The organism is Massilia rubra, from assembly GCF_011682065.1.
Classification (GTDB): domain Bacteria; phylum Pseudomonadota; class Gammaproteobacteria; order Burkholderiales; family Burkholderiaceae_D; genus Telluria_A; species Telluria_A rubra.
In genome coordinates, this window is the sequence record NZ_VUYU01000019.1 from 72,337 (window position 1) to 95,111 (window position 22,775).

Here is a 22,775-nt window from a genome sequence, read left to right on the forward strand (position 1 = left end):
CACAACAGGACTGAGAATGCGGCGATTTGAATTGAGCGACGGGACTTCGAATAAGTTTTGGGAGATCAGCCAGGACGGCAGCGACCTGACTGTTTGCTACGGCAAAATCGGCACCGGCGGCACCACCCAGTGCAAGAACCACGCCGATGCGACCAAGGCCGGCACCGCGATGGACAAGCTGATACGCGAAAAAACGGGCAAGGGCTACGCCGAAGTCAACACCGGTGCGCCCGCCAGCGCTACGGTCGCGGCAACGCCGAAGGCGGTCAAAGCCACCAAGGCGCCCGCTCCCACACTCACCGCGCCGCCGCTATTGCAAACGCCGCCTGCGCCAACGCCAGCGGGCGACAGCGCACCGTGGCTGGCAGCCGCCGCGTTGATCGACATGCCGGCCGCATTCGCGGCCCAGGCCCTGCCCTCGCGCCGCTTCCCCGGGCGCCAACCGAACGCCGACGCCAACGCCTGCTGGACGCTGTTCCTGTCGCTGGCGCGCGCCTACGTTCCGGCCGACCCCAAGCACTCGCATAAACAATACCGCGCCGCCGTAACCGAAGCGATGCAGCGGATCGAGCAGGACCTGCGCAGCGGCTCGGCGCTGTCGGACGCGGTCCTGCTGGCGCTGTCGACGCGCTTCGAAGGCACGCTGGCGCCGGGGCAAGGCGCGCCCTTCCTCGACTTCCTGGTCGCCGACAAGGGCCTTGCGCATGCCATCGGAGTGCTGCTGCAAATGGAGAAGATGAGTATTCGCGAAGAGCGCAACCGCTTTACCAGTCATTGGTTCATCAGCGACGAGATCGACCTGTCGTACGAATCGTCGCGCAGCAGTTTCGGCGCGACCGAACTGGCGTTTCGCTCGCATCTGGCATGGGCGCCGGAAGTCCTGTGGCAGGAATGCGCGCAACTGCTGCGCGACGGCCTGCCCACCTTGTCCATCTACCGCCAGCCACTGTGCGCCCTGCTGCTGCCCGAGGAACCGGCGCTGTCGGACGCGCTGATCCTCAAGCTCGCGCAGCATCCCTACAACCCGAGCGGGTGGCTGCGCCTGACTGCGCGCGATCCGGCCAGCCTGCAAGTGGTGGAGCCATTCGAACCCACCAGATACGACGAGTACGCGCAAAACCTGTTTTACAACATCCCGTCCGTGGTGGCCGCGCTGGTTCTGGAGCATGGCGTCGACGCAGTCGCGCAGCTCGAACAGGCCGCCGGCGTCGATGCCGCCGGCGATGCACTGGCCTGCATCGGTACGCCGGACGCACTGCGCGCGCTGGCGAAAGTCTGCAGCGTCACCAAAAAGTCGTTGGGGCGCCTGACGGCAGCAACGCAGCGCTGGCCGTTGGCCGCCATGGCCGCCATATCGGAACTGGTTGCCAACGACCCGGTCTCTCCACCAGTCTTGCGCTCCACCCTCGCCAGCTTGGTGCTGGAGCATACCGGCGCAGTGCCATTGATCACGCCGTGGATCTCCGTCCCGGCCGCCCGGCTGTTGGCCGAGATGGCCGGCAAATTCGCGGCGTCGCTCGACAGCGCCGCTGCGGACGAACTGCCAGCAGTGCTGGTCAACCCGCCGTGGATGGCGCCACCCAAGCCGGCCCCAAAACCGCTGGCGTTGGCAGCGCTGCCGCTGGCGCCCTGCACGCGCTGGACAGAACAGCAACGTCAGCGCCTGCTCGCCGACCAGCGCTACAACGCCTGGCCATACGACGCAGAGCGCTTCGACGGCCCGCAAGGCACAGCCGCCGCCATTGCGGCGGGCGATGTGGAGGCCGTGGTCGCGCTGTGGGAGCAATACGCCGATGAGAATCACGACATCGGTGGCTGCGTACACGCCATCGCCGACCTGCCCGCACCGTTCAACGCGGCTGTGTGGACCGCCATGTCCGCGCACGAGATCAACTCGCCCGGCTACGCCTTCGCCACGCTGGGCGTAGACAGCCTGCCGGCGCTGCTGCTCATGTGCGAGCGCAATCCGGTCGACGAGCTGCCGTATGCAATGTACTTCGGCGCCGTCGAGCTGGCGCAACTCATGGCGCGCATCTGCGCCAGCGGCAAGAACAAAGCCGTGCGCGCCATCGCGCGCGGCTGGCTGCTGGCCAATCCGGAATACGCGGCCTGCGCCCTGATAGCGCCGGCGCTGGGCAAACCCGGCGCGGCGCACACCGCCGCCGGCGGCCTCCTGCAACTGCTGGCGGCGCGCGGACACCGCGCGATCGTACTCGAGACGGCAAGCCGCTACCAGCAGGATGCGGTCGACGCCGCCGTGATGGCCGTGCTTGATGAAGACCCGCTCGAGCGCCATCCGGCCAAGGTCGACCCCCTGCCCGCATTCTGGTTGCCGCGCAACTGGAGCCGTCCGCGCCTGGCGGGCAGCGGCAAGGTGCTGCCCGACAGCGCACTCGATCCGTTCGGCGCCATGCTGCGCTTTCCGCAGGAAGACGGCATCTACGCCGGACTGCAGCAGGTGCGCGCGGCCTGTACGCCGGCCTCGCTGGCCGACTTTGCGTGGGACCTGTTCCGCGCCTGGCTCGACGCCGGCGCCGACCCGAAAGAAAACTGGGCCTACGGCGCGCTGCGCGTGTTCGGCAACGACGACGTGGCGCGCAAGTTAACCCCGATGATCCGCGCCTGGCCTGGCGAAAGCCAGCATGCGCGCGCGGTCGCCGGGCTCGACGTGCTGGCCGCGATCGGCACCGACACCGCCCTCATGCTCCTCAATGGCATTGCGCAAAAGGTCAAGTTCAAGGGTTTGCAGGACAACGCGCGCGAAAAGATCGGCCAGATCGCCGAAGCGCGCAAGCTGACCACCGAAGAACTGGAAGACCGGCTCGCGCCCGACCTGGGCCTGGACGAACAAGGCACGCTGCTGCTCGACTTCGGGCCGCGCCGCTTCGTGGTCGGTTTCGACGAAGCGCTCAAGCCATTCGTGCGCGACGAGGATGGCGCGCGCCTGGCCGACCTGCCCAAGCCGAAAAAATCCGACGACGCCGGGCTGGCCGAGGCGGCGGTCGAGCGCTACAAGCTGCTCAAGAAGGATGCGCGCACGATCGCCGCCCAGCAGGTGGTACGGCTGGAAGTGGCCATGTGCGCCCAGCGCCGCTGGGATCCGCAAGTGTTCCTCGACTTCCTGGCGCGCCATCCGCTGCTGCGTCACCTGGTGCAGCGGCTGGTGTGGGGCGTGTATGAAGTCGACACCGGCGCCAGTCACGGCGGACGCTTGCTCGCCTGCCTGCGCGTCGGCGCCGACGGCGACATGACCGATGCCGCCGACGACGCACTCGCGCTGCCGCAAGGCGAGAACATCCGCATCGGCATCCCGCATGCGATCGACCTGCCGGCCGGCGACGCCGCCGCCTTTGCGCAGCTGTTCGCCGACTATGAGCTGATGCAGCCATTCGCCCAGATCGGACGCGACACCTACGCGCTGAGCGGCGCGGAACTGGGCGCCACCGCGCTGATGCGCTGGAAAGACATGGTAGTGCCGACCGGGCGCATGCTGGGCATGGCCAACAAGGGCTGGCGGCGCGGCCGTCCGCTCGACGGCGGCAGCATCCTGGACTTTACCAAGACGCTCGGCGCCGACCGCGTGGTTAACCTGCGCTTCGAACCGGGCATCGTCGCCGGCCTGGTGGACGAATTTCCTGAGCAGACCCTCGAGCAGCTCACGATCGGCTTGCCCGGCACCTGGGGCGGCGTGGACGAACCGGAATCCTTTTCTACGCTCGATGCGATCGCCGCCAGCGAACTGATTCGCGACATGCAGGCGCTGTGCGCGTGAACGGTACGGTGGCGCTTCAACTTTGTGGAGACAGAATGCGGCGATTTGAATTGAGCGATGGGACGTCCGACAAATTCTGGCAGATAGGCCAGGACGACTGCACCGTCAACGTCTGCTACGGCAGGATCGGCAGCGCCGGCACCAGCCAGACCAAGCAACACGCCGATGCAGGCAAAGCGGCGGCGGCGATGGAAAAACTGATTCGCGAAAAGACCGCCAAGGGTTACGCCGAAACCACTGCAGGCGAGCGCCAGACGCCGCCGGAGCCAGTCGCCCCGGTGGCCACGCCACCAACGGGCGAGGTTGCGCCATGGCTGGCCGTTGTCCCACTGATCGACCTGCCGCGCACCCTCGCGACCAGGGCCATGGCCTCGCGCCGCTTTCCCGGTACGCCGCCGAACGCAGACGCGGCGGCCTGCTGGGCGCTGTTCGCCTCGCGCGTGCAGCGCTATGCCGACGTCGACCCCGACAACTCCCCCACAAGCTTCCAGGACGCCGTGCGCGAAGCCATCGCCCGCATCAGCGGCAACGTGCGCAGCGGCTCCGCCGCATCCGACCTGGTGCTGCTGGCTATCTCCACCCTGGTCGAAGACAAGCTGGCGGCGTCGGATGGCGCTCCGTTCCTCGACTTCCTGGTAGCCGACAAAGGCTTGCCGTATGCGCTGCAGGTATTGATCGACATGGAACGCGTGAGTATCGAAGAGCGCAATAACCAGTACGGCATGTGCTGGTACATGGGCGAACAAGGAATTGGCTCATATTCACCCTCGAATGACGATTTCGGGTCGACCGAGCTGGCAATGCGCGCGCACCTGGCGCACGCGCCGCAAGAGATATGGGAGCAGTGCGTCGGCATGATCCGCGCGGTGCTGCCGACATTGCCAGTGCGCCGCCAGCCGCTGTTCGGCGTGCTGCTGCCCGACCTTCCCGACCTGTCGGACGCGCTGGCCCTCGCGCTCGCGCAGCAGGAAGTCGACACGGCAGCCTGGCTGCGCCTGAGCGCGAGCGCGCCGGCCGCCTTGCAGGCGCTCGATCCGTTCGTGCCTTCCACCGGCACCTATGCGGTTCACTTCTTTTACAACCTGCCCGCCGCCGTGGCCACCTTGGTGCAGGAGCGCGGCGTCACGGCGGTCGACTTGCTGAGGGACGGTGCCGGCATCGATGCGACCGGAGAGGCACTGGCCCATATCGGCACGCCCGACGCGCTGCGTGCCCTGGCGCTGGCCTGCGAGGCGAGCAAGAAGTCGCTCAAGCGCCTGGCGACGGCGGCCAAGCGCTGGCCTTATGCGGCGCTGGCCGCCCTGTCCGAGCTGGCCGCCGCGAAGCAGGCGCCGGCCGCCGCCAGCGCGGTGCTGGCCGACCTGGTGCTGGACCATGCGGACGCAGTCGTCGCCGTCAAGCCCTGGCTTTCGCCGCCGGCGGCCTTGCTGCTCGATCTGGTTGGCGCGCGCGTCGCCGCCCCGGCCGACCTGGCCGACCTGGCCGAGCTGCCGGCGGTGCTGACAAGTCCACCGTGGCTGGCGCAGCCCAAGCCGCACGCCAACGTATTCACGCTCGCGCCGCTGGAGCTGGCGCCGCTGCTACGCTGGACCGAGGACCAGCGCGAGGATCTGCTCAAGCAAAAGCGCTACAACGCCTGGCCGTACAACTGGAAACGCTATCCCGGCCCCGCCGACGCGGCTGCGGCCATCGCGGCGGGAGATGTGGCCCGAGTCGTCGCCCTGTGGGAAGCCTATTCGGTCGGCGGCTACGAAATCGGCGGCTGCGTGCACGCGATTGCCGACATGCCGGCACCGTTCAACGCTGCCGTGTGGGCCGCCATGTCCAAATACGAGATCAATTCGCCCGGCTACGCCATTGCCACCTTGGGCCTGGCCGGCCTGCCGGCGCTGGTCGGCATGTGCGAGCGGCGGCCGGCCGACGAACTGCAGTACGCCCGCTACTTCGGCGCGGTCGCACTGGCGGCGCCAGTCGCGCTCGCGTACGCGACCCTTAAAAGCAAAACGGCGCGCGAGCTGGCGCGCACATGGCTGCTGGCCAATCCGGAGCATGCCGCCTGCGGCCTGATTGCGCTGGCCCTCGGCAAAGCCGGCGGCGCACGCGACGCCGCTGCACGCGCCCTGCGCCTGCTGGCCGACGGCGGCCACGAAGCGGTGCTGGCCGATGTGGCCAGCCGCTACCAGCGCGGTGACGTCGGCGCGGCCTTGCGCGCCCTGCTCGACGAAGATCCGCTCGACCGCCTGCCCGCCAAAATCGGCCCGCTGCCGGCCTTCTGGATGCCACGCAACTGGACCCGTCCGCGCCTGACCTGCAACGGCAAGGCCTTGCCCGACGCCGCGCTTGACCCCATCGGCGTTATGCTGCGCTTTCCGCAGACCGACGGGGTGTACCCCGGCATCGAGCAGTTGCGGCAAGCCTGCACGAGCGCCTCGCTGGCCGATTTTGCCTGGGACCTGTTCACCGCGTGGACTGACGCCGGCGCCGACGCCAAAGAGAATTGGGCGTTCAGCGCCCTGCGCCTTTTCGGCAACGACGACATTGCGCGCAAGCTCACGCCGCTGATCCGCGCCTGGCCGGGCCAGAGCCAGCACCAGCGCGCCATTCTCGGCCTCGATATTCTCTGCGAAATCGGTACCGACACCGCGCTGATGCTGCTCAACGGGATCGCCCAAAAGGTCAAGTTCAAGGCCCTGCAGGACAACGCGCGCGAGAAGATCGGCCAGATCGCCGAGGCCCGCAAGCTGGGCATCGACGAACTGGAAGACCGCCTCGCGCCCGACCTGGGCCTGGACGATGACGGCGCCTTGCTGCTCGACTTCGGCCCGCGCCAGTTCCGCGTCGACTTCGACGAAACGCTTAAGCCGTACGTACGCGACGCCGACGGCGCGCGCCTGGCCGACCTGCCCAAGCCGAAGAAAACCGACGACGCCGCATTGTCCGGTGCGGCGCAAGAGCGCTTCAAGCTGCTCAAGAAGGATGCGCGCACCATCGCCGCGCAGCAGGTGCTGCGCCTGGAGCAGGCGATGTGCACGCAGCGGCGCTGGCAGCCGCAGGTCTTCTTCACCTTCCTCGCGGGCCATTCGCTGGTGCGCCATCTGGTGCAACGTCTGGTGTGGGGCGTGTACGCGGCTGGACCGGGCGGGCATCTGCTCGGGTGCTTCCGCGTCGGGCCCGATGGCATGCTGACCAGCGCCGCCGACGAAGCATTCGACCTGCCGCAGGATGCAATGATCGGCATCCCGCATGCGCTCGACCTGCCGGCTGCCGAGGCAGGCGCGTTCAGCCAGCTGTTTGCCGACTATGAACTGCTGCAACCGTTTGCCCAGATCGGGCGTGACACCTACACGCTCACCGAGGTGGAAGCGGGCGCGCTCGCGTTGACGCGCTGGGACGCCATGAAGGCACCAACGGGACGCGTGTTTGGCCTGGCAAGCAAAGGCTGGCGTCGCGGCGACCCGCAGGACGGCGGCTGGATTGGCGAGTTTTACAAACCACTCGGCGATGGCCGCCTGCTGGAACTGCACCTCGATCCCGGCCTGATCGTCGGCATGCCGGAGCATGATCCGGAACAGCGCTTGAAGGAAGTGCGTGTCACGCACGGCCAGGCAGTCAACGGCAAAGCGGCTTGCTACCCCTTGTCGACGCTGGGCTCCATCGTCGCCAGTGAACTGATACGCGACATGCAAGAATTGTGCGCCTGAGCGGCGCGACCACACTTTTACATTCAGGAAGAACGATGCGGCGATTTGAATTGAGCGATGGCGTTTCCAGCAAATTCTGGGAAGTGAGCCAGGAAAACAGCGACGTCACCGTCTGCTTCGGCAAGATCGGCACGGCGGGCAAGGTCCAGACCAAGAACCATCCGGATGCCGCCACGGCCGGCGCGGCGATGGCTAAATTGATACGCGAAAAAACCGGCAAGGGCTATGCCGAAACCTCAACCGGCGCCCCAGTGGCGGCGGTGCCAGTGCCAGTGGCACTGCCACTGGTGGCTGCGCCTGCGCCCGCAGCGGCAGCACCGGCGCCCGGGTCGGACATGGCGCCCTGGCTGGCCGTCTCGCCGTTGATCGACATGCCGGCCACGGTGATGGCGCTGGCCCTGCCCTCACGCCGCTTTCCGGGCGCCGCGCGGGCAATCGACGCTGGCACCAGCTGGAACCTGTTCCTGGCCCACGCGCGAAAAAGCGCTCCGCTCAGTCCCACGCTCTCCTCATCCGGCTGGCGCCCGGCGATGGAGGAAGCGGCGCGGCGCATCGAACACGGGCAGCGCGATGGTTCCGCCGCCTCGAACATCGTCCTGCTGGCGCTATCGAGCACCTTCGACGACCTGCTGGCGCCGTCCGATGGCGTGCCCTTCATCGACTTTTTGGTGGCCAGCGAAGGCGTCGCGCACGCCCTCGGCGCCATGCTGCAAATGGAACGCATCAGCGTGCGCCAGCAGGGCCTGCGCAACCCCGGCATCTGCATCGACGACAATGCCGAGCAATGGTTTGCGCCGACCGAAAACGTGTTCGGCAAAACCGAACTGGCGCTGCGCGCCCACCTGGCCCGTGCGCCACAGGATGTGTGGGACGCCTGCGTGCAGCTTGTCCATGATGCCCTACCCTCGCTCGCCGAGCACCGGCGGGCGCTGTTCGGCGTGCTGCTGCCCGATGCCGTGGGCCTGTCGGACGCCATCGTCGCCGCCGCCGGTCCCGACTACCCGACGTCGATGGCGTGGTTGCGCCTGACGGTGCGCAACGCCGCCAGCATGCGCGCGCTCGATACGATCAAGGCGTGCGACGACTTCTACCTGTTCACGTGGTACGACAAGCCGGAGATGATTGCGACCGCGATCCAGGACCGTGGCGCCGACGCGGTCGCCGCGCTGCGCGACGGGGCCGGCGTCGACCTCGCCGCCGACGCCATCGCCAACATCGGCACGCCGGAAGCGATCCGCGCACTGACGTCGATCACCACAAAAAAGGCAATCAAGCGCCTGACGTCGGCGTCGGCGCGCTGGCCGCTGGCCGCCATCGCCGGCCTGGCCGAATTGATCGCCACCGACAAGCGCGCCCCCGGCGCCGCGCGCTCGGTGCTGGCCGTACTGGTTCCGCAACACCTGGCTGCATTGCCCGCATTGACGCCATGGCTGTCGGCAGCGGCGGTCAAGGTGCTGGATGGCCTTGCCGGGCGCCTGGAAGCGCCGGCCGACACGGCGGACACCAGCGACTTGCCCTCGGTGCTGGCCAACCCGCCGTGGCTGGCGCGCGCGAAAAGCGCGAGCAAAGCGCTGCTGCTCGCGCCCCTGCCGCTGGCGCCGGTCGAACGCTGGAGCGACGCCGAACGCCAGCGCGTGCTGCGCGAACGGCGCCTCATTATCTATACATACGGGGGAACAGGATTCAAAACGCCGAACGACGCCAGCGCGATCGCTGCCGGCGATGTGGCGGGCGTGGTGGCGCGCTGGGAAGCTTACCGGCAAACCGGTCACGATATGGCAAACAGCGTACATGCCATCGTAAAGCTGCCGCCGCCGTTTAATGCGGCCGTGTGGAGCGCCATGGCGAAGTACGATATCAACTCGCCCGGCCACGCCATCGGCAGCATGGGGATCGACGCCCTTGGCGGCCTGGTGGTGATGTGCGAGCGCCGCCCTGCCGAGGAATTGAAGTATGCGATGTACTTCGGCGCTGTCGAACTGGCGGCGCCGGTGGCGCGCGCGCTGGCGGTGCTCAAGTCCAAACCGGCGCGCGACATGGCGCGCAAATGGCTGCTGGCCAATCCGGAGCATGCCGCCTGCGGCCTGATCGCCCCGGCACTCGGCAAGGCCGGCGCCGCGCGCGATGCCGCCGCCAGCGCACTGCGCCTGCTGGCAGCGCACGGCCACGAAGCCATATTGGTCGGGGTGGCCGGCCGCTACGGCCAGGAGGCCGTCAACGCCGCCATGCGCGCCATGCTGGACGAAGATCCGCTCGACCGCTTCCCGTCCAACATCGCCGCGCTGCCGGCGTTCTGGATGCCGCGCAGCTGGGCGCGCCCGCACCTGGCCGCCAATGGCAAGCCACTGCCCGACGAGGTGCTCGACCTGATCGGCGTCATGCTGCGATTTCCCCAGGCCGATGGTGTCTACGCCGGTATCGATCAAGTACGGCAAGCGTGCACGCCGGACTCCCTGAGCCGGTTCGCGTGGGATTTGTTCAGCGCCTGGGCCGACGCCGGTGGCGACTCCAAGAACAACTGGGCCTTCACGGTCTTGGGCCTGTTCGGCGGCGACGATTGCGCGCGCAAGCTCACGCCGCTGATCCGCGCGTGGCCGGGCGAAAGCCAGAACGCGCGGGCCATTGCCGGTCTCGATATCCTGGCGGCGATCGGCACCGACCTTGCCTTGATGCTGCTCAATGGGATTGCGCAGAAGGTCAAGTTCAAGGCGCTTCAGGAAAACGCGCGCGACAAGATCGGCCAGATCGCCGAAGCGCGCAATCTCAGCACCGACGAACTGGAAGACCGGCTGACGCCCGACCTGGGCCTCGATGACGACGGCGCCCTGCTGCTCGATTTTGGCCCACGCCAGTTCCGCGTCGGCTTCGACGAAGCGCTCAAGCCTTGCGTGCGTGACGCGAACGGCATGCGCCTGGCGGACCTGCCCAAGCCGAACAAGAGCGACGACGCCGCCCTGTCGGCGGCGGCGACCGAGCGTTTCAAGGGGCTCAAGAAGGATGCGCGCAGCATCGCCGAACAGCAGTTGATGCGCCTGGAGGTGGCCATGTGTTCGCAGCGACGCTGGGAGCCGGCCGTCTTCCAGCGCTTCCTGGCCGGACACCCGCTGCTGCGCCATCTGGTGCAGCGATTGGTATGGGGCGCTTATGACATGGAACCGGGCGCCAGCCACGGTGGCCGTTTGCTGGGCTGCTTCCGGGTCGGCCCGGACGGCGAATGGAGCGACGCCGCCGACGACACCTGGCAACTGCCGCAGGGCGAGAACATCCGCATCGGCATTCCGCATGCACTGGACCTGCCGGCGCCGGATGCAGCCGCCTTCGGCCAGCTGCTGGCCGACTACGAACTGGTGCAACCGTTTGCGCAGCTCGGACGCGACACCTACGCGCTGACCACCGACGAATTGGCCGCGAGCGCGCTCACACGCTGGGAAGGCGTCGTGGTGCCTGTCGGGCGCCTTCTGGGCCTGGCGCACAAGGGATGGAATCGTGGCGATGCGCAGGATGCCGGCTTCGTCTTCGACTTCTGCCGGCCGCTGGGCGACGCTCGCATGGTGGAACTGCATTTTGGCCCGGGCCTGATGCTCGGTTCGATCATGGATTCGGATGACCAGGTCATTGAGCAGATCAGCGTTGGCCGTCGCAGCGCCTGGGGCGGCGTCGATAAGGCCCAGCCGCTATCGACGTTAAGCGCCATCGCCGCCAGTGAACTGATTCGCGACATGGAAGCACTATGCACCTGATGTGATGGCACGCCCTGATAACTACGATAACGAGAAAATGCACGAGAACATGCGACGATTTGAATTGAACGACAGCGTCTCCAGCAAATTTTGGGAAGTCACGCAAGATGGCAGCGATGTCACGGTTTGCTTCGGCAAGATCGGCAGCGCCGGCAAGGCGCAAACCAAAAATCATCCCGACGCAGCCGCCGCGCATGCGGCGATGGATAAACTGATACGCGAGAAGACCGCCAAGGGCTACGTCGAAACCGGCGCCGGGAGCGATGCGCAAGCAGTTCCGCCCGAGCCGGCGCCCGTCGTAGCACCTTCGCCTGAAATACCAGTCGCGCCAGCGGCCGGCATCGCGCCGTGGCTTGCCGTGTCGCCCTTGATCGACGTGCCGCCCGCGTTGATGGCGCTGGCCCTGCCGACGCGCCAGTTTCCTGGAACGCCACCGGTTGTCGATGCCGACAAGAGCTGGACAAGATTCCTGAAACGCGCGCGCGAAGTACAAGGCGTCGAGGCAAAATACTCGGGCGCGTCGTGGAAGACGGCAATCGATGAAGCGACAAGCCGTATCAAACAGGGTTTGCGCAGCGGTTCAGCGGCCTCCGATATGGTGTTGCTGGCTGTATCGACCGTTTTCGACAAAACCGACGCTGTCGCCGCAGACACCAGCTTCCTCGACTTCCTGGTTGCGGAAAAGGGACTTCCGTACGCCGTGGGCATCCTGCTCGATCTGGAAAAAGCCAACGTCGACCGGCGCTATGCATACGAGCACCGGGTCTGCATTGACGACATCGACACCGACTGGTTTGATGGATCGCATGGCGCATACACGAACGTCGAACTGGCGCTGCGCACCCATCTCGTTCACGCACCGCAGGACGTGTGGCTGGCATGCGTACAGATGGTGCGCGATAACCTGGACGCTATTCCGCGCAATCGGCAACCCTTGTTCGGCGTGCTCCTGCCGGACGCTCCCGAGCTGTCCGACGCCCTGGTCCAGGGCGGCGGCTATCTGCATGACATGACGGGCTGGTTGCGCATGAGCGTGCGCGACCCCGAAAGCCTGGCCCTGCTCGACAGCGTCAGGGATGCGTATTATCTCTTTTACGACAAGCCAGCGTTCGTCGCCACCGCCATCAGGGACCGTGGCGTCGATGCCGTTGCAGTGCTCAAGCACGGCGTCACCGAGAAAATCACTGCCGATGCACTTGCCTGCATCGGTACGCCCGACGCAATCGGCGCACTGGCGCTGGCATGCGGCATGCGCAACGGCAGCCCCTCGCGCCTGGAAGCGGCAGTCAGGCGCTGGCCATGGGCCGCCATCGCCGGCTTGAGCGAACTGCTCGGGCACGACAAGCAAGTCCCGGATGTCGCGCGTTCCACCCTGAGCCGGCTGGTACCCGATCACATCGCCGCACTGCCGTCGTTGCGCCCCTGGCTCTCGCCCGCCGCGCTCAAGGTGCTGGACGATATGGCCGCGCGTTTCTGCGAGCCGGGCGAGATGGCCGCCAGCGCCGACCTGCCTCCGGTGCTGCAAAACCCGCCGTGGACGGCGCCGCGCCAGGCGCGACCAAAGGCGCTCGATCTGGCGCCCTTGCCGCTGGCGGCCGTCGAACGCTGGAGCGCCGCCGAGCGCCAGTTCGTCCTCAACGAGAAACGCCACAAATACAATCCGTACGAGCAGGCCACCTTTGTCACACCCGCCGACCTGATCGCGGCTGGCGATGTCGACGCGGTCGTCGCGCTGTGGAAAACGCGCCAGAACCCACGCATGAACCTTCACGCCGAGGTGCGGCTGATCGCCGATCTGCCGCCGCCCTTCAACAAGGCTGTGTGGGCGGCGTTGGCTAATCACGAGTTCAATTCCCCCGGATACGCGATCGCCACGCTCGGCCTCGATTGCCTGCCAGGCCTGGTCACCATGTGTGAACTGCGGCCGGAAGAAGACTTGTGCTACGCGCTGCATTTCGGCGCCGTGGAGCTGGCGTTCCCGGTCGCGCATGCAATGGCGACGCTGAAAAACAAGCCTGCCCGCGCCATCGCGCGCCGCTGGCTGCTGGCCAACCCGGAACACAGCGCCTGTGGCCTGCTCGCACCCGCTCTTGGCAAGGCCGGAAAAACACGCGACGCCGCCGCGGCCGCCCTGCGCCTGCTTGCCACACATGACCACGGCGACGTATTGAAGGACGTCGCGCGCCGTTACGGCGTGCCCGCTGTCGACAGCGCGGTGCAAGCCATGCTCGATGAAGATCCGCTGGACCTTCACCCCGCCAGGATCCCCACCCTGCCAAGCCTGTGGACACCGCGCAGCTGGCACCGTCCGCGCCTGCGCGGCAACGGCAAGCCATTGTCCGACGAGGCGCTCGGCCTGATCGGCGTCATGCTGCAATTCCCGCGCAGCGAGGGCGTGTATGCCGGGCTCGAACAGGTGCGGCAAGCCTGCACGCCGGCGTCGCTGGACGCCTTTGCATGGGACCTGTTCCGCGCCTGGCACGACCTTGGCGGCGACCCGTCCGAAAAATGGGCGTTCACCGCCCTCGGTGTTTTCGGCAACGACAACAGCGCGCGCAAGCTCACACCGCTGATTCGCGCATGGCCGGGCGAAAGCCTGCACGCGCGCGCCGTGACCGGACTCGATGTGTTGGCCGGCATCGGGACCGACCTGGCGCTGATGCTCCTGAACGGCGTCGCGCTCAAGCTCAAGTTCAAGGCCCTGCAGGACAGCGCGCGCGACAAGATCAAGCAGATCGCCGACGCGCGCGGCCTGACGCCGGAGGAACTGGAAGACCGCCTGGCGCCCACGCTGGGACTGGACGAGCAAGGCTCGCTGCTGCTCGATTTCGGTCCACGCCAGTTCCGCGTCGGCTTCGACGAAGCGCTGAAACCGTATGTACGCGACGCCGGCGGCGCGCGCCTGGCCGACCTGCCCAAGCCGAACAAGAGCGACGATGCGGGCCTGGCGGCGAGCGCTGTCGACACCTACAAACTGCTCAAGAAAGATGCCCGCACCATCGCCACGCAACAGGTAAAACGGCTGGAGGTGGCAATGTGCACGCGCCGCCGCTGGGATGGCGACGCCTTTCTCGCGCTGCTGGCCAGGCATCCGCTGGTGCGGCACCTGGTGCAGCGCCTGGTATGGGGCGCCTACCAAGCCGATTCGTCGGGCGGCGCGCGCCTGGCCGGCTGCTTCCGGGTCGGCCCCGACGGCGCGCTGACCGACGCCGCCGACGACGACTACATACTGCCGGCCGGCGCGCGCGTCGGCATCGTGCATGCGCTCGAACTGCCGGCCAACGATGCGGATGCATTCGGCAAGCTGTTCGCCGACTACGAACTGCTGCAGCCCTTCCCCCAGATCGGCCGCGAGACGTATGCCTTGACGCAGGACGAACTGGCCGCCGATGAACTGCTGCGCTGGGTGCACCTGGAAATGCCGGCCGACCGCCTGATGGGATTGACGAACAAAGGCTGGCACCGGGGAAAAGCGCGCGACGCAGGTGGCATCTGGGCTTACAACAAGGATATCGGCGCGGGACGGACCGTGGAGCTGGGGATCTATCCGGGCCTGGACGTGAATAACCTCAACGACTACTCGGAACAGACCTTACAGGCGGTCAAGGTCGGCAGCATGAACCCATGGGGCGACATCGGCACGCCGCAGCCGCTGTCGGTGCTCGATCCGATTGCCGCCAGTGAGCTGATTCGCGATCTCGAATTTTTGCGCGCATGAGAAAAGACGTTATCATCTCGGCAAATCCAAAAACGGCGCACGACAACCATCCATGAGTCGGACCACAGCAATGAGCAAAACCAAAACCGCAGCGATGCAGCGCCCACCGGCCGAAATCCAGTACGCGGGCGAGCTGGCCAAACTGGCCAAGTCCGACAAGGCGCCGCGCCCGCCCGGCTGGGCCCTGAGCCTGAACGCGGCGCGCGCTTTCATCAGCGGCGACGAGGCCCTCGGCATCGAACGCAAGGTGGTGGCGCCGGTTGCCGCCATCGAGCGCATGCTGGTGACGCTGGCCACCGGGCGTGGATTGATGCTGGTCGGCGAACCGGGCACCGCCAAGTCCATGCTGTCGGAGTTGCTGGCCGCCGCGGTATGCGGGCAGTCGACCCTGACCATCCAGGGCGGCGCCTCGATCACCGAAGACCAGATCAAGTATTCGTGGAACTACGCGCTCCTGATCAACGAAGGACCGAGCCCGCGCGCGCTGGTCCCGGCGCCGCTGTACCACGGCATGCGCGACGGCCTGATCGTGCGCTTCGAAGAAATCACGCGCGCCCCGCTGGAGGTGCAGGATTGCCTGCTCGGCATGCTGTCGGACCGGGTCATGGCGGTGCCCGAACTGGAAAACGAGCACGCCATGCTGTACGCGCGCGAAGGCTTCAACATCATCGCCACGGCCAATACGCGCGACCGCGGCGTCAACGAAATGAGCGCCGCGCTCAAACGGCGCTTCGACTTCGAGACCGTGTTCCCGATCCTCGACTTCGGGCACGAACTGGCGCTGGTGGAGCAGGCCTCGGCCCGCCTGCTGGAACGCAGCGGCATTCCGCATCGCGTGCCTGGCCCGATCCTCGACCTGCTGGTGTCGACCTTCCGCGACCTGCGTTCCGGTGGCGGCAAGGGCGCGCCGGACGGCATGGACAAGCTGGCGGCGGTCATGTCGACCGCCGAAGCGGTCAATGTGGCGCATGCGGTCGGCGTGCGCGCCTGGTTCCTGGAACAGCGCGCCGGCAACGCGGCCGACTTGGTCGACTGCATCGCCGGCACCGTGGTCAAGGATAATCCGGACGACCGCGCCAAGCTGCGCCGCTACTTCGAGCAGCGCGTCGCGCGCCGCGAGGGCGATCACTGGCGCGACTACTTCAACGCGCGCCACCGCCTGCCGTGACACGCGTGCCTCAACGCGCGCCGCTGATCATCGGCGTGCGCCACTTCAGCCCCGCCTGCGCGCGCCTGGTGGTGCAGCGCATTGCCGAACTGCGTCCGCGCCACGTGCTGATCGAAGGCCCGGCCGACTTCAACACGCGCCTTGGCGAACTGGCGCTGCCGCACAAGCTGCCGCTGGCGATCTACAGCTATTTTTCGGCCGCCGAAGACGCCGTCGAGCGGCGCGCCTCGTGGTCGCCGTTTGCACTGCATTCGCCCGAATGGCAAGCCATGCAGGCCGCGCGCGCCTGCGGCGCACAGTTGCGCTTCATCGACCTGCCGGCCTGGCACGACGCCTTTGCGCGCATCATGAACCGCTACGATGACGACGCGCCGGACGCTGCCGAGGCCTACGAAGACGCATTGTGCCGCGCAATGGCGATCGACGGCCGCGACGCCCTGTGGGACCATCTGTTCGAAGGCGAGCTGGCCCCCGATGAACTGTCGGCCCGGCTCGATGCGCACTTCGCCAATCTGCGCGCGGGCGACCCTGGCTCGCCGGGCAACCAGGCGCGCGAGGCGATGATGGCGCGCCATGTCGCCTGGGCCATGCACCAGGACGACGGCCCGGTGCTGGTGGTTTGCGGCGGCTACCATGCGCCGGCGCTGGCGGCGCTGTGGCGCACGATTCCGGCCGCCGACTGCGCCAGCGAGCCGGCCACGCCGCTGCCCCCCGACGCACCCGGCCTGCGCTACGGTTCCTACCTGGTGCCCTACCACTTCAAGCGCCTCGATGCCTACGACGGCTATGCCTCGGGCATGTCCTCGCCCGCCTGGTACGAATGGGCGTGGACGCTCGGCCTGGCCGGCGCCGGCAAGGAACTGCTGCGCACCGTGCTGGCGCGCCTGCGCGCGAAAAAGCTGCCCGCCTCCACCGCCGACGTGATTGCGATCCACAGCCGCGCAATGGGCCTGGCGCGCATGCGCGCGCACCCGACGCCGCTGCGCAGCGACTGGCTCGATGCGCTGGCCGGCAGCCTGGTCAGCCAGGCGCTGGACGTGCCCCTGCCCTGGACTTACCGGGGCCGCGTGCGCGCGGGCACCGATGCGGCGCTGGTGGAAGTGATGGCGGTGCTGGCCGGCGACGCCGTCGGCGAACTGGCGCCCGGCACGCCGCAGCCGCCGCTGGTGGCCGCCGTCGACGTCGAACTGGCGGCGCTCGGCATCGTTATCCCAAGCCAGGTCACGATCGACCTGCTCGACCCGGCCCAGCGTCCGCGCAGCCGCGCCCTGCACCGCCTCGCCCTGCTCGACATTCCCGGCATCGTGCGCACGGCGGGGCCGAACCTGGCGCTCGGGCGCGGCCAGCAAGAAAGCTGGGACCTGCGCGCGCCGCTCGAACAGCGCGCCGCGCTGATCGAAGCGGCCACCTACGGCGCCACCCTGCATGACGCGGCGCGCGCGCGCCTCGAAGAAATCCTGCGCCAGCGTCCCGCCGGCGGCAGCCGCATCGGCGCCATTACCGGCGCCCTGAATCGCGCCGCCTTCGCCGGCCTGGCCGACGTGAGCGAGCGCCTGCTCGATGAACTGCACGACGCCATCGGCCAGGAAGCGCACTTCGGCGAGCTCGGTACGCCGATGCAGGTGCTGTTTGCGCTGTTCCGCCACGGCGACGCGCTCGGCGTGAGCGGCAGCGCGGTGCTGCAAACGGCCATCAGCGCCGCGTTCGACCGCGCCCTGTGGCTGGCGGAAGCGGCCGGTGGCGTGGCGCCGATGGAGCAGGATGCCCACATCGGCACCTACAGCGCCATCGCCATGCTGGTGCGCGAAGCACGCGCCGCCGTGCTGCCCGGCGTCGAAGGCTTGCGCGCGCTGGCCGTGTGCCGGCGCGTCGCCGCCAGCATGGATGCGGCGCCGGTCAGCCGTGGCGCGGCGCTCGGCCTGGTGCTGGCCAGCGATGCCGACCCCGACGCCGGCGCCCTGGCCAGCGACCTGCTCGCGTCCCTGCCCCCGGCCTTGGTGGGCGACGCGCTGGCCGGCCTGCTGGCACTGGCGCGCCAGTCATTGTGCGACGACGTGCGCTTCGTCAAGGCGCTCGACGCGCTGGTGCGCGCGCTCGACGACGCCGATTTTGTGCTGGCGATGCCGGCGATGCGCGCCGCCTTTACCTGGCTGCCGACCCAGGAACGCGGCGCGCTGGCCGTCGATGTGCTCAAGCTGCACAACGCCGGCCATCGCTCGCAGCGTTCGCTGACCGGCCCCCTCGCCGTGGCGCCCGAGCTGCTGGCGCGGCACGATGCGCTCGAACGCGCCGCCGCCTTGCGCCTGGCCATCTGGGGAATCGCACCATGAGCGGATCATTGACGCTGCCCGATCCGCTGGTGCGCTGGCGCCTGCTGCTGGGCGAAGCCGCCGAAAGCTGCCTCCCTTGCCCGCCTGGAGCGGCCAGCGCCGCCGATGACGCCCTGGAGTGGCTCTACGGGCGCGACCCGGACCGCCTGGCGCGCGGCGAACGCCAGCAATCGCAGGACCGTACCGGCTCGCCGGACGGCGCGTCGGTACTGAGCACGCCCGACTGGATCAACGCGATCCACGAATTGTTCCCGCAAGAGGTGATCGAGCGTCTCGAACGCGACGCGGTCGAGCGCTTCGGCATCGATGACGTGGTGACCAACCTGGAGGTGCTGGAACGGATCGAACCATCCGAAGCGCTGCTGCGCGCCGTGCTGCATACCAAGCACCTGATGAACCCCGATGTGCTGTCGGCGGCGCGCCGCCTGGTGGCGGAAGTGGTGCGCCGCATCATGGAAAAACTGGCGACCGAAGTGCGCCAGGCTTTTGGCGGCAGCCGCGACCGGCGCCGCCCGTCGCGCATCGCGGCGGCCGCCAATTTCGATTTCAAGCGCACCGTTGTGAGCAACCTGAAACACTGGGACCCGGAGCGGCGCAAACTGTACATCAAGCGGCCGGCCTTTATCAGCCGCGTCAAGCGCCATGCCGAGCGCTGGGACATCATCCTGCTGATCGACCAGAGCGGCTCGATGGTCGATTCGGTGATCCACTCGGCGGTGATGGCGGCCTGCCTGTGGCAGCTGCCCGGCATGCGCACTTCGCTGATCGCCTTCGACACCGAGGTGGTGGATCTGACGGCCGATGTATCCGACCCGGTCGAACTGCTGATGAAAGTGCAGCTTGGCGGCGGCACCAATATCGCCGGCGCGGTGGCGTATGCGCAGTCGCTGGTGGTTAATCCGCAGCGCACGGTGGTGGTGCTGGTCAGCGATTTTTACGAAGGCGGCCATGACACGGAACTGGTACGGCGCGTGCAGGCGCTGGTGTCGGCCGGGGCCACCGTGCTGGGCCTGGCGGCGCTCGATTCGGCCGCCAATCCGAGTTACGACCGCGAGACGGCGGCGCGCCTGGTGCGCGTTGGCGCCCACATCGCCGCCATGACGCCGGGCCAGCTGGCCGCCTGGCTGGCGGAGAAAATAGCGCAATGAGCACCCGTACCGATTTGCTGGAACTGAGCGTGGACGCGCTGACCGCCCTGTCGAACGCGGGCTTTGTGAAGCGCGCGCAGAAAGATGTCGTCGAAGGCAAGCTGCCCGAGATCGAGCAGCAGCCCGACGGCGCCGTGCTGGCGCGCTACCCCGACGGCGTCACCACCACCCTGCCCCCGGGCCTGCCGCTGCGCGAGGCGCGTTGCAGCTGCCCCGCCACGGGCCTGTGCCGGCACCGGGTGACCCTGGTGCTGGCTTATCAGTCGAAATACGCCGGCGGCGCCAGCGAGGCAGTCGCCGACGCCGCGCCGTGGTGCCCGTCGACCCTGGCCGGCGCGGTGGACCTGCTGCCGCGCGTAACGCTCGAGCAGGCGCGCCGCATGGCGGGCGCACGCCCGGCGATCAGGCTCACGGCCGGGTCCACGCCGAATGCCCGCCTGCCGATGTGCGACGTGCGTTTTTTGTCGCGTACCAGCCTGGCGCTGGCGCGCTGCGACTGCAAGCAGGCCGAGAACTGCGCCCACATCGCGCTGGCCGTGTGGGCGTTTGCCCAGGGCGAGCGCCAGCAACCGGGCTTTTCCAGCATGACGGTGGAGCTGGACCTGGCTGCCGACGCGGCGCCAACGCCGGTGCAGGACGGCGCCAGCGCGGTCGAGGCGATCGTGGCGCTGGCCTCCCAGCTCTGGCTCGATGGCACCAGCCAGAATCCCCTGATCCTGGACACGCGCTTCGAAAAGGCGCTGCAGGAAGCCAGCCAGCTCGGATGGCGCTGGGTGGTCGAAGCACTGACCCAGCTACGCCAGGCCGTCGCCGGCCAGCACGCGCGCGCGAGCAATGCCGATCCGGCCACCCTGCTGCACCTGGTATCGATGCTGATGGCGCGCCTCGGCGCGGCGCGTGCCCGCACCCCGCTGCCGGCCAGCCAGATCCTCGGCGTGGGTGTTTCCGGCGAAGTGGCGCTCGACCACCTGCGCCTGGTGCCGATGGGTAGCCAGTGCTGGTCCGACGAGGCGGTCGACGGCGTGCGCATGATCTGGGCCGATCCCGACACCCTGGCCGTCACCGTCATGGAAAAAACCTGGCCGCGCGCCGACAGTGGCGCCACTGCCATCGCGCTGCGCGACCGGCGCCTGGTCGGCATGCCGTTGCACCGGCTGGCGGCCAGCCAGATCGTCACGCGCGCGGCCAAGCGGCGCGCCAACGGCTTGCTGACGGTCGGCACCGGCGCGACGCAGACGTCGGCGCTGCCGCTCTCCGGCGGCGCCTGGGACACGCTGGCAAGCCCGCTGCGCCAGCCGGACGTGGCCAGCCTGCGCGCGCACCTGCGCTCCCTGCCGCCCGATTTCGTGCGTCCGCTGCACGCGATCGAGCATGTGCATGTGGTGCCGGTGGCGGCGCTGGTCGACTGCCTGTGGGATGCCGCCAGCCAGACCTTGTGCGCACGCGTGCAGCTGGCCGCCGGGGATGACAATCTGTTGCTGTTGCGCCTGCGGCACGACGCCGCCACGCCCGGCGCCATCGATGCCCTGGCGCGCGCGCTGGAGGACGACCCGCTGGCAGTGGCGGGCAGCGTGTCGAGCGAGGCCGGGCAATTGAGCATGACGCCGCTGGCGGTGCTCACGGCGCAGGGCTTGCAGGTGCCGCAACTGGCGGCGCAAGGCACGCCCGTGAACCTGGCGCGGGGCCAGGGCGACGACAAGAGCGCGCTGCACGCCTTATTGGAAGGGACGATGAACCTGCTGGCGCAAAGCCTGCGCCAGGGAGTGCGGCATCAGGGCGACGGCGCCGTGGCGCGCGCCACGGAACAAGCGGCAGCTTTGCGCGCGGCGGGCCTGGCGCGTTGCGCCGATGCCCTGGCCGCAGCGCTGGAGAGCATGAAAAGCAGCGACCCGACGATGCTGCCTGAGCGGCTGGCGGCGCTGTATGCGCTGCTGCACACCCTGGGCAGTGACAGCTAGCCGGCCAGCGCCGACTGAAAATCGTCGAGCAAGTCGGCAGTGTCTTCGATGCCGACCGACACCCGGATCAGCGATTCGGCAATGCCCATGCTGGCGCGCCGCTCGGCGCCCATCTCGTAGAAGATGGTGTGCGAGACCGGAATGACCAGGGTGCGCGTATCGCCCAGGTTACTGGCCGAGATGCCGAGCTTGAGACGATTGAGGTAGTCGAAACAGTCGATGCCGTCTTTCAGTTCAAAGCTGAACAGCGAGCCATAGGCCTTGAACAGATCGGTCGCCAGCGCATGCTGCGGGTGCGACGCCAAGCCGGGGTAGTACACCGCCGCCACACGCTCGTCGGCCTCTAACATGCGTGTTACCGCCAGCGCATTGCTTGATGCACGCTCCATGCGCAGCGCCAGCGTTTCTGCCCCCACCGCGATATGGTGCGCCGCTTCCGGCGCCAGCGAGGCCCCGAAGTCGCGCAGGGCCTTGGCGCGCAACTGCGCCATGCCCCACTGCGCCGGCGGGTTGCGCTTGTAGTTCGCCGCGATGTTCGGGAAAGCGCTCCAGTCGTACGCGCCGGTGTCGGTCAGGCTGCCGCCGAGCGCATTGCCGTGGCCTCCGATCGACTTGGTCAGCGCATTCACCACCAGTCCCGCACCGACCGTTTTAGGCCGGAACAGGTAGGGCGAGGTCATGGTGTTATCGACCACGAACAAAATACCGCGTTCCTTGCAGAGCTGGCCGATGCGCGCCAGGTCCGCCACCTGCGTACGCGGGTTGGCGATGGTTTCGACGAACACCAGCCGGGTGGCCGGCGTGAGCGCAGCTTCCACATTGGCCACGTCGGTCGCGTCGGCAAACGCCACCTCCACGCCCTGCCCCGCAGCGGTTTGCCACAGGCTGTTGGTGTTCCCGAACAAGAACGACGACGACACGATATGGTCGCCGGCGCGCAGCAGCGCCTGGAACACCGCCCCGATGGCCCCCATGCCGGTCGCAAAACACAAGGTGGACACGCCGTCTTCCATCTTCGTGATCTTGTCTTCGAGCGCGGAGATGGTCGGATTGCCCTGGCGGCCGTAGCGAAAGCCCGCTTCCTTCCCCTGGAACACCGACGCCAGTTGCCTCGCGTCGTTGTAACCGAAGGTGACCGAGGTGTGAATCGGCTTGTGCAGCGACCCATGCTCGATCGGCTTTTGCCGGTCGTTGTGCAGGATGGTCGTGGTGAAGCCGTAGCTTTTCTTCTCGCTCATCA

The 22,775-nt window shown here is 68.0% G+C and carries 9 protein-coding genes; 8 read left to right on the forward strand and 1 reads right to left on the reverse strand.

Features of this window, described 5'->3' with window-relative positions; translation table 11 throughout:
- Positions 1 to 16 precede the first annotated feature (16 nt).
- From F0185_RS24045 to F0185_RS24080, 8 genes are all read left to right on the forward strand, one after another.
- Positions 17 to 3,772, forward strand: coding sequence for a WGR and DUF4132 domain-containing protein (locus F0185_RS24045; protein WP_167228727.1), 3,756 nt, complete (start codon positions 17 to 19; stop codon positions 3,770 to 3,772).
- A gap of 35 nt (positions 3,773 to 3,807) precedes the next feature.
- Positions 3,808 to 7,473 (forward strand): WGR and DUF4132 domain-containing protein, encoded by a 3,666-nt coding sequence (locus F0185_RS24050; RefSeq protein WP_167228729.1) that lies wholly within the window; start codon positions 3,808 to 3,810, stop codon positions 7,471 to 7,473.
- Between the two features lie 35 nt (positions 7,474 to 7,508).
- Positions 7,509 to 11,213 (forward strand): DUF4132 domain-containing protein, encoded by a 3,705-nt coding sequence (locus F0185_RS24055; RefSeq protein ID WP_167228731.1) that lies wholly within the window; start codon positions 7,509 to 7,511, stop codon positions 11,211 to 11,213.
- 49 nt (positions 11,214 to 11,262) lie between these two features.
- Positions 11,263 to 14,931, forward strand: coding sequence for a DUF4132 domain-containing protein (locus F0185_RS24060; protein WP_167228733.1), 3,669 nt, complete (start codon positions 11,263 to 11,265; stop codon positions 14,929 to 14,931).
- Positions 14,932 to 15,001: 70 nt separating this feature from the next.
- Positions 15,002 to 16,099, forward strand: a complete 1,098-nt coding sequence (locus F0185_RS24065) for an ATP-binding protein (RefSeq protein WP_229477166.1) — start codon at positions 15,002 to 15,004, stop codon at positions 16,097 to 16,099.
- A 5-nt stretch (positions 16,100 to 16,104) separates the two neighbouring features.
- On the forward strand, positions 16,105 to 18,429 hold the full coding sequence (locus tag F0185_RS24070) for a DUF5682 family protein (protein ID WP_167228735.1): 2,325 nt from the start codon (positions 16,105 to 16,107) through the stop codon (positions 18,427 to 18,429).
- A complete protein-coding gene (locus F0185_RS24075; protein ID WP_167228737.1) occupies positions 18,426 to 19,577 on the forward strand; it encodes a vWA domain-containing protein in 1,152 nt (383 codons plus the stop codon). The genes F0185_RS24070 and F0185_RS24075 overlap by 4 nt, the downstream gene beginning before the upstream one ends.
- Entirely contained in the window at positions 19,574 to 21,535 is a 1,962-nt protein-coding gene (locus tag F0185_RS24080) for a YehQ family protein (RefSeq protein WP_167228739.1), read from the forward strand. Before F0185_RS24075 ends, F0185_RS24080 begins: the two co-directional genes overlap by 4 nt.
- Here F0185_RS24080 and F0185_RS24085 read toward each other — a convergent pair.
- Positions 21,532 to 22,773, reverse strand: coding sequence for a cystathionine gamma-synthase family protein (locus tag F0185_RS24085; RefSeq protein WP_167228741.1), 1,242 nt, complete (start codon positions 22,771 to 22,773; stop codon positions 21,532 to 21,534). The two genes, F0185_RS24080 and F0185_RS24085, sit on opposite strands and share 4 nt — an antisense overlap.
- Positions 22,774 to 22,775: the final 2 nt, after the last annotated feature.

Bases quoted from the DNA above. Each gene is read 5' to 3' on its own strand.
- F0185_RS24085 (WP_167228741.1), bottom strand. From the start codon at position 22,773: ATGAGCGAGAAGAAAAGCTACGGCTTCACCACGACCATCCTGCACAAC.
- F0185_RS24055 (WP_167228731.1), top strand. From the start codon at position 7,509: ATGCGGCGATTTGAATTGAGCGATGGCGTTTCCAGCAAATTCTGGGAA.
- F0185_RS24065 (WP_229477166.1), top strand. From the start codon at position 15,002: ATGAGCAAAACCAAAACCGCAGCGATGCAGCGCCCACCGGCCGAAATC.
- F0185_RS24080 (WP_167228739.1), top strand. From the start codon at position 19,574: ATGAGCACCCGTACCGATTTGCTGGAACTGAGCGTGGACGCGCTGACC.
- F0185_RS24045 (WP_167228727.1), top strand. From the start codon at position 17: ATGCGGCGATTTGAATTGAGCGACGGGACTTCGAATAAGTTTTGGGAG.
- F0185_RS24060 (WP_167228733.1), top strand. From the start codon at position 11,263: ATGCGACGATTTGAATTGAACGACAGCGTCTCCAGCAAATTTTGGGAA.
- F0185_RS24050 (WP_167228729.1), top strand. From the start codon at position 3,808: ATGCGGCGATTTGAATTGAGCGATGGGACGTCCGACAAATTCTGGCAG.
- F0185_RS24075 (WP_167228737.1), top strand. From the start codon at position 18,426: ATGAGCGGATCATTGACGCTGCCCGATCCGCTGGTGCGCTGGCGCCTG.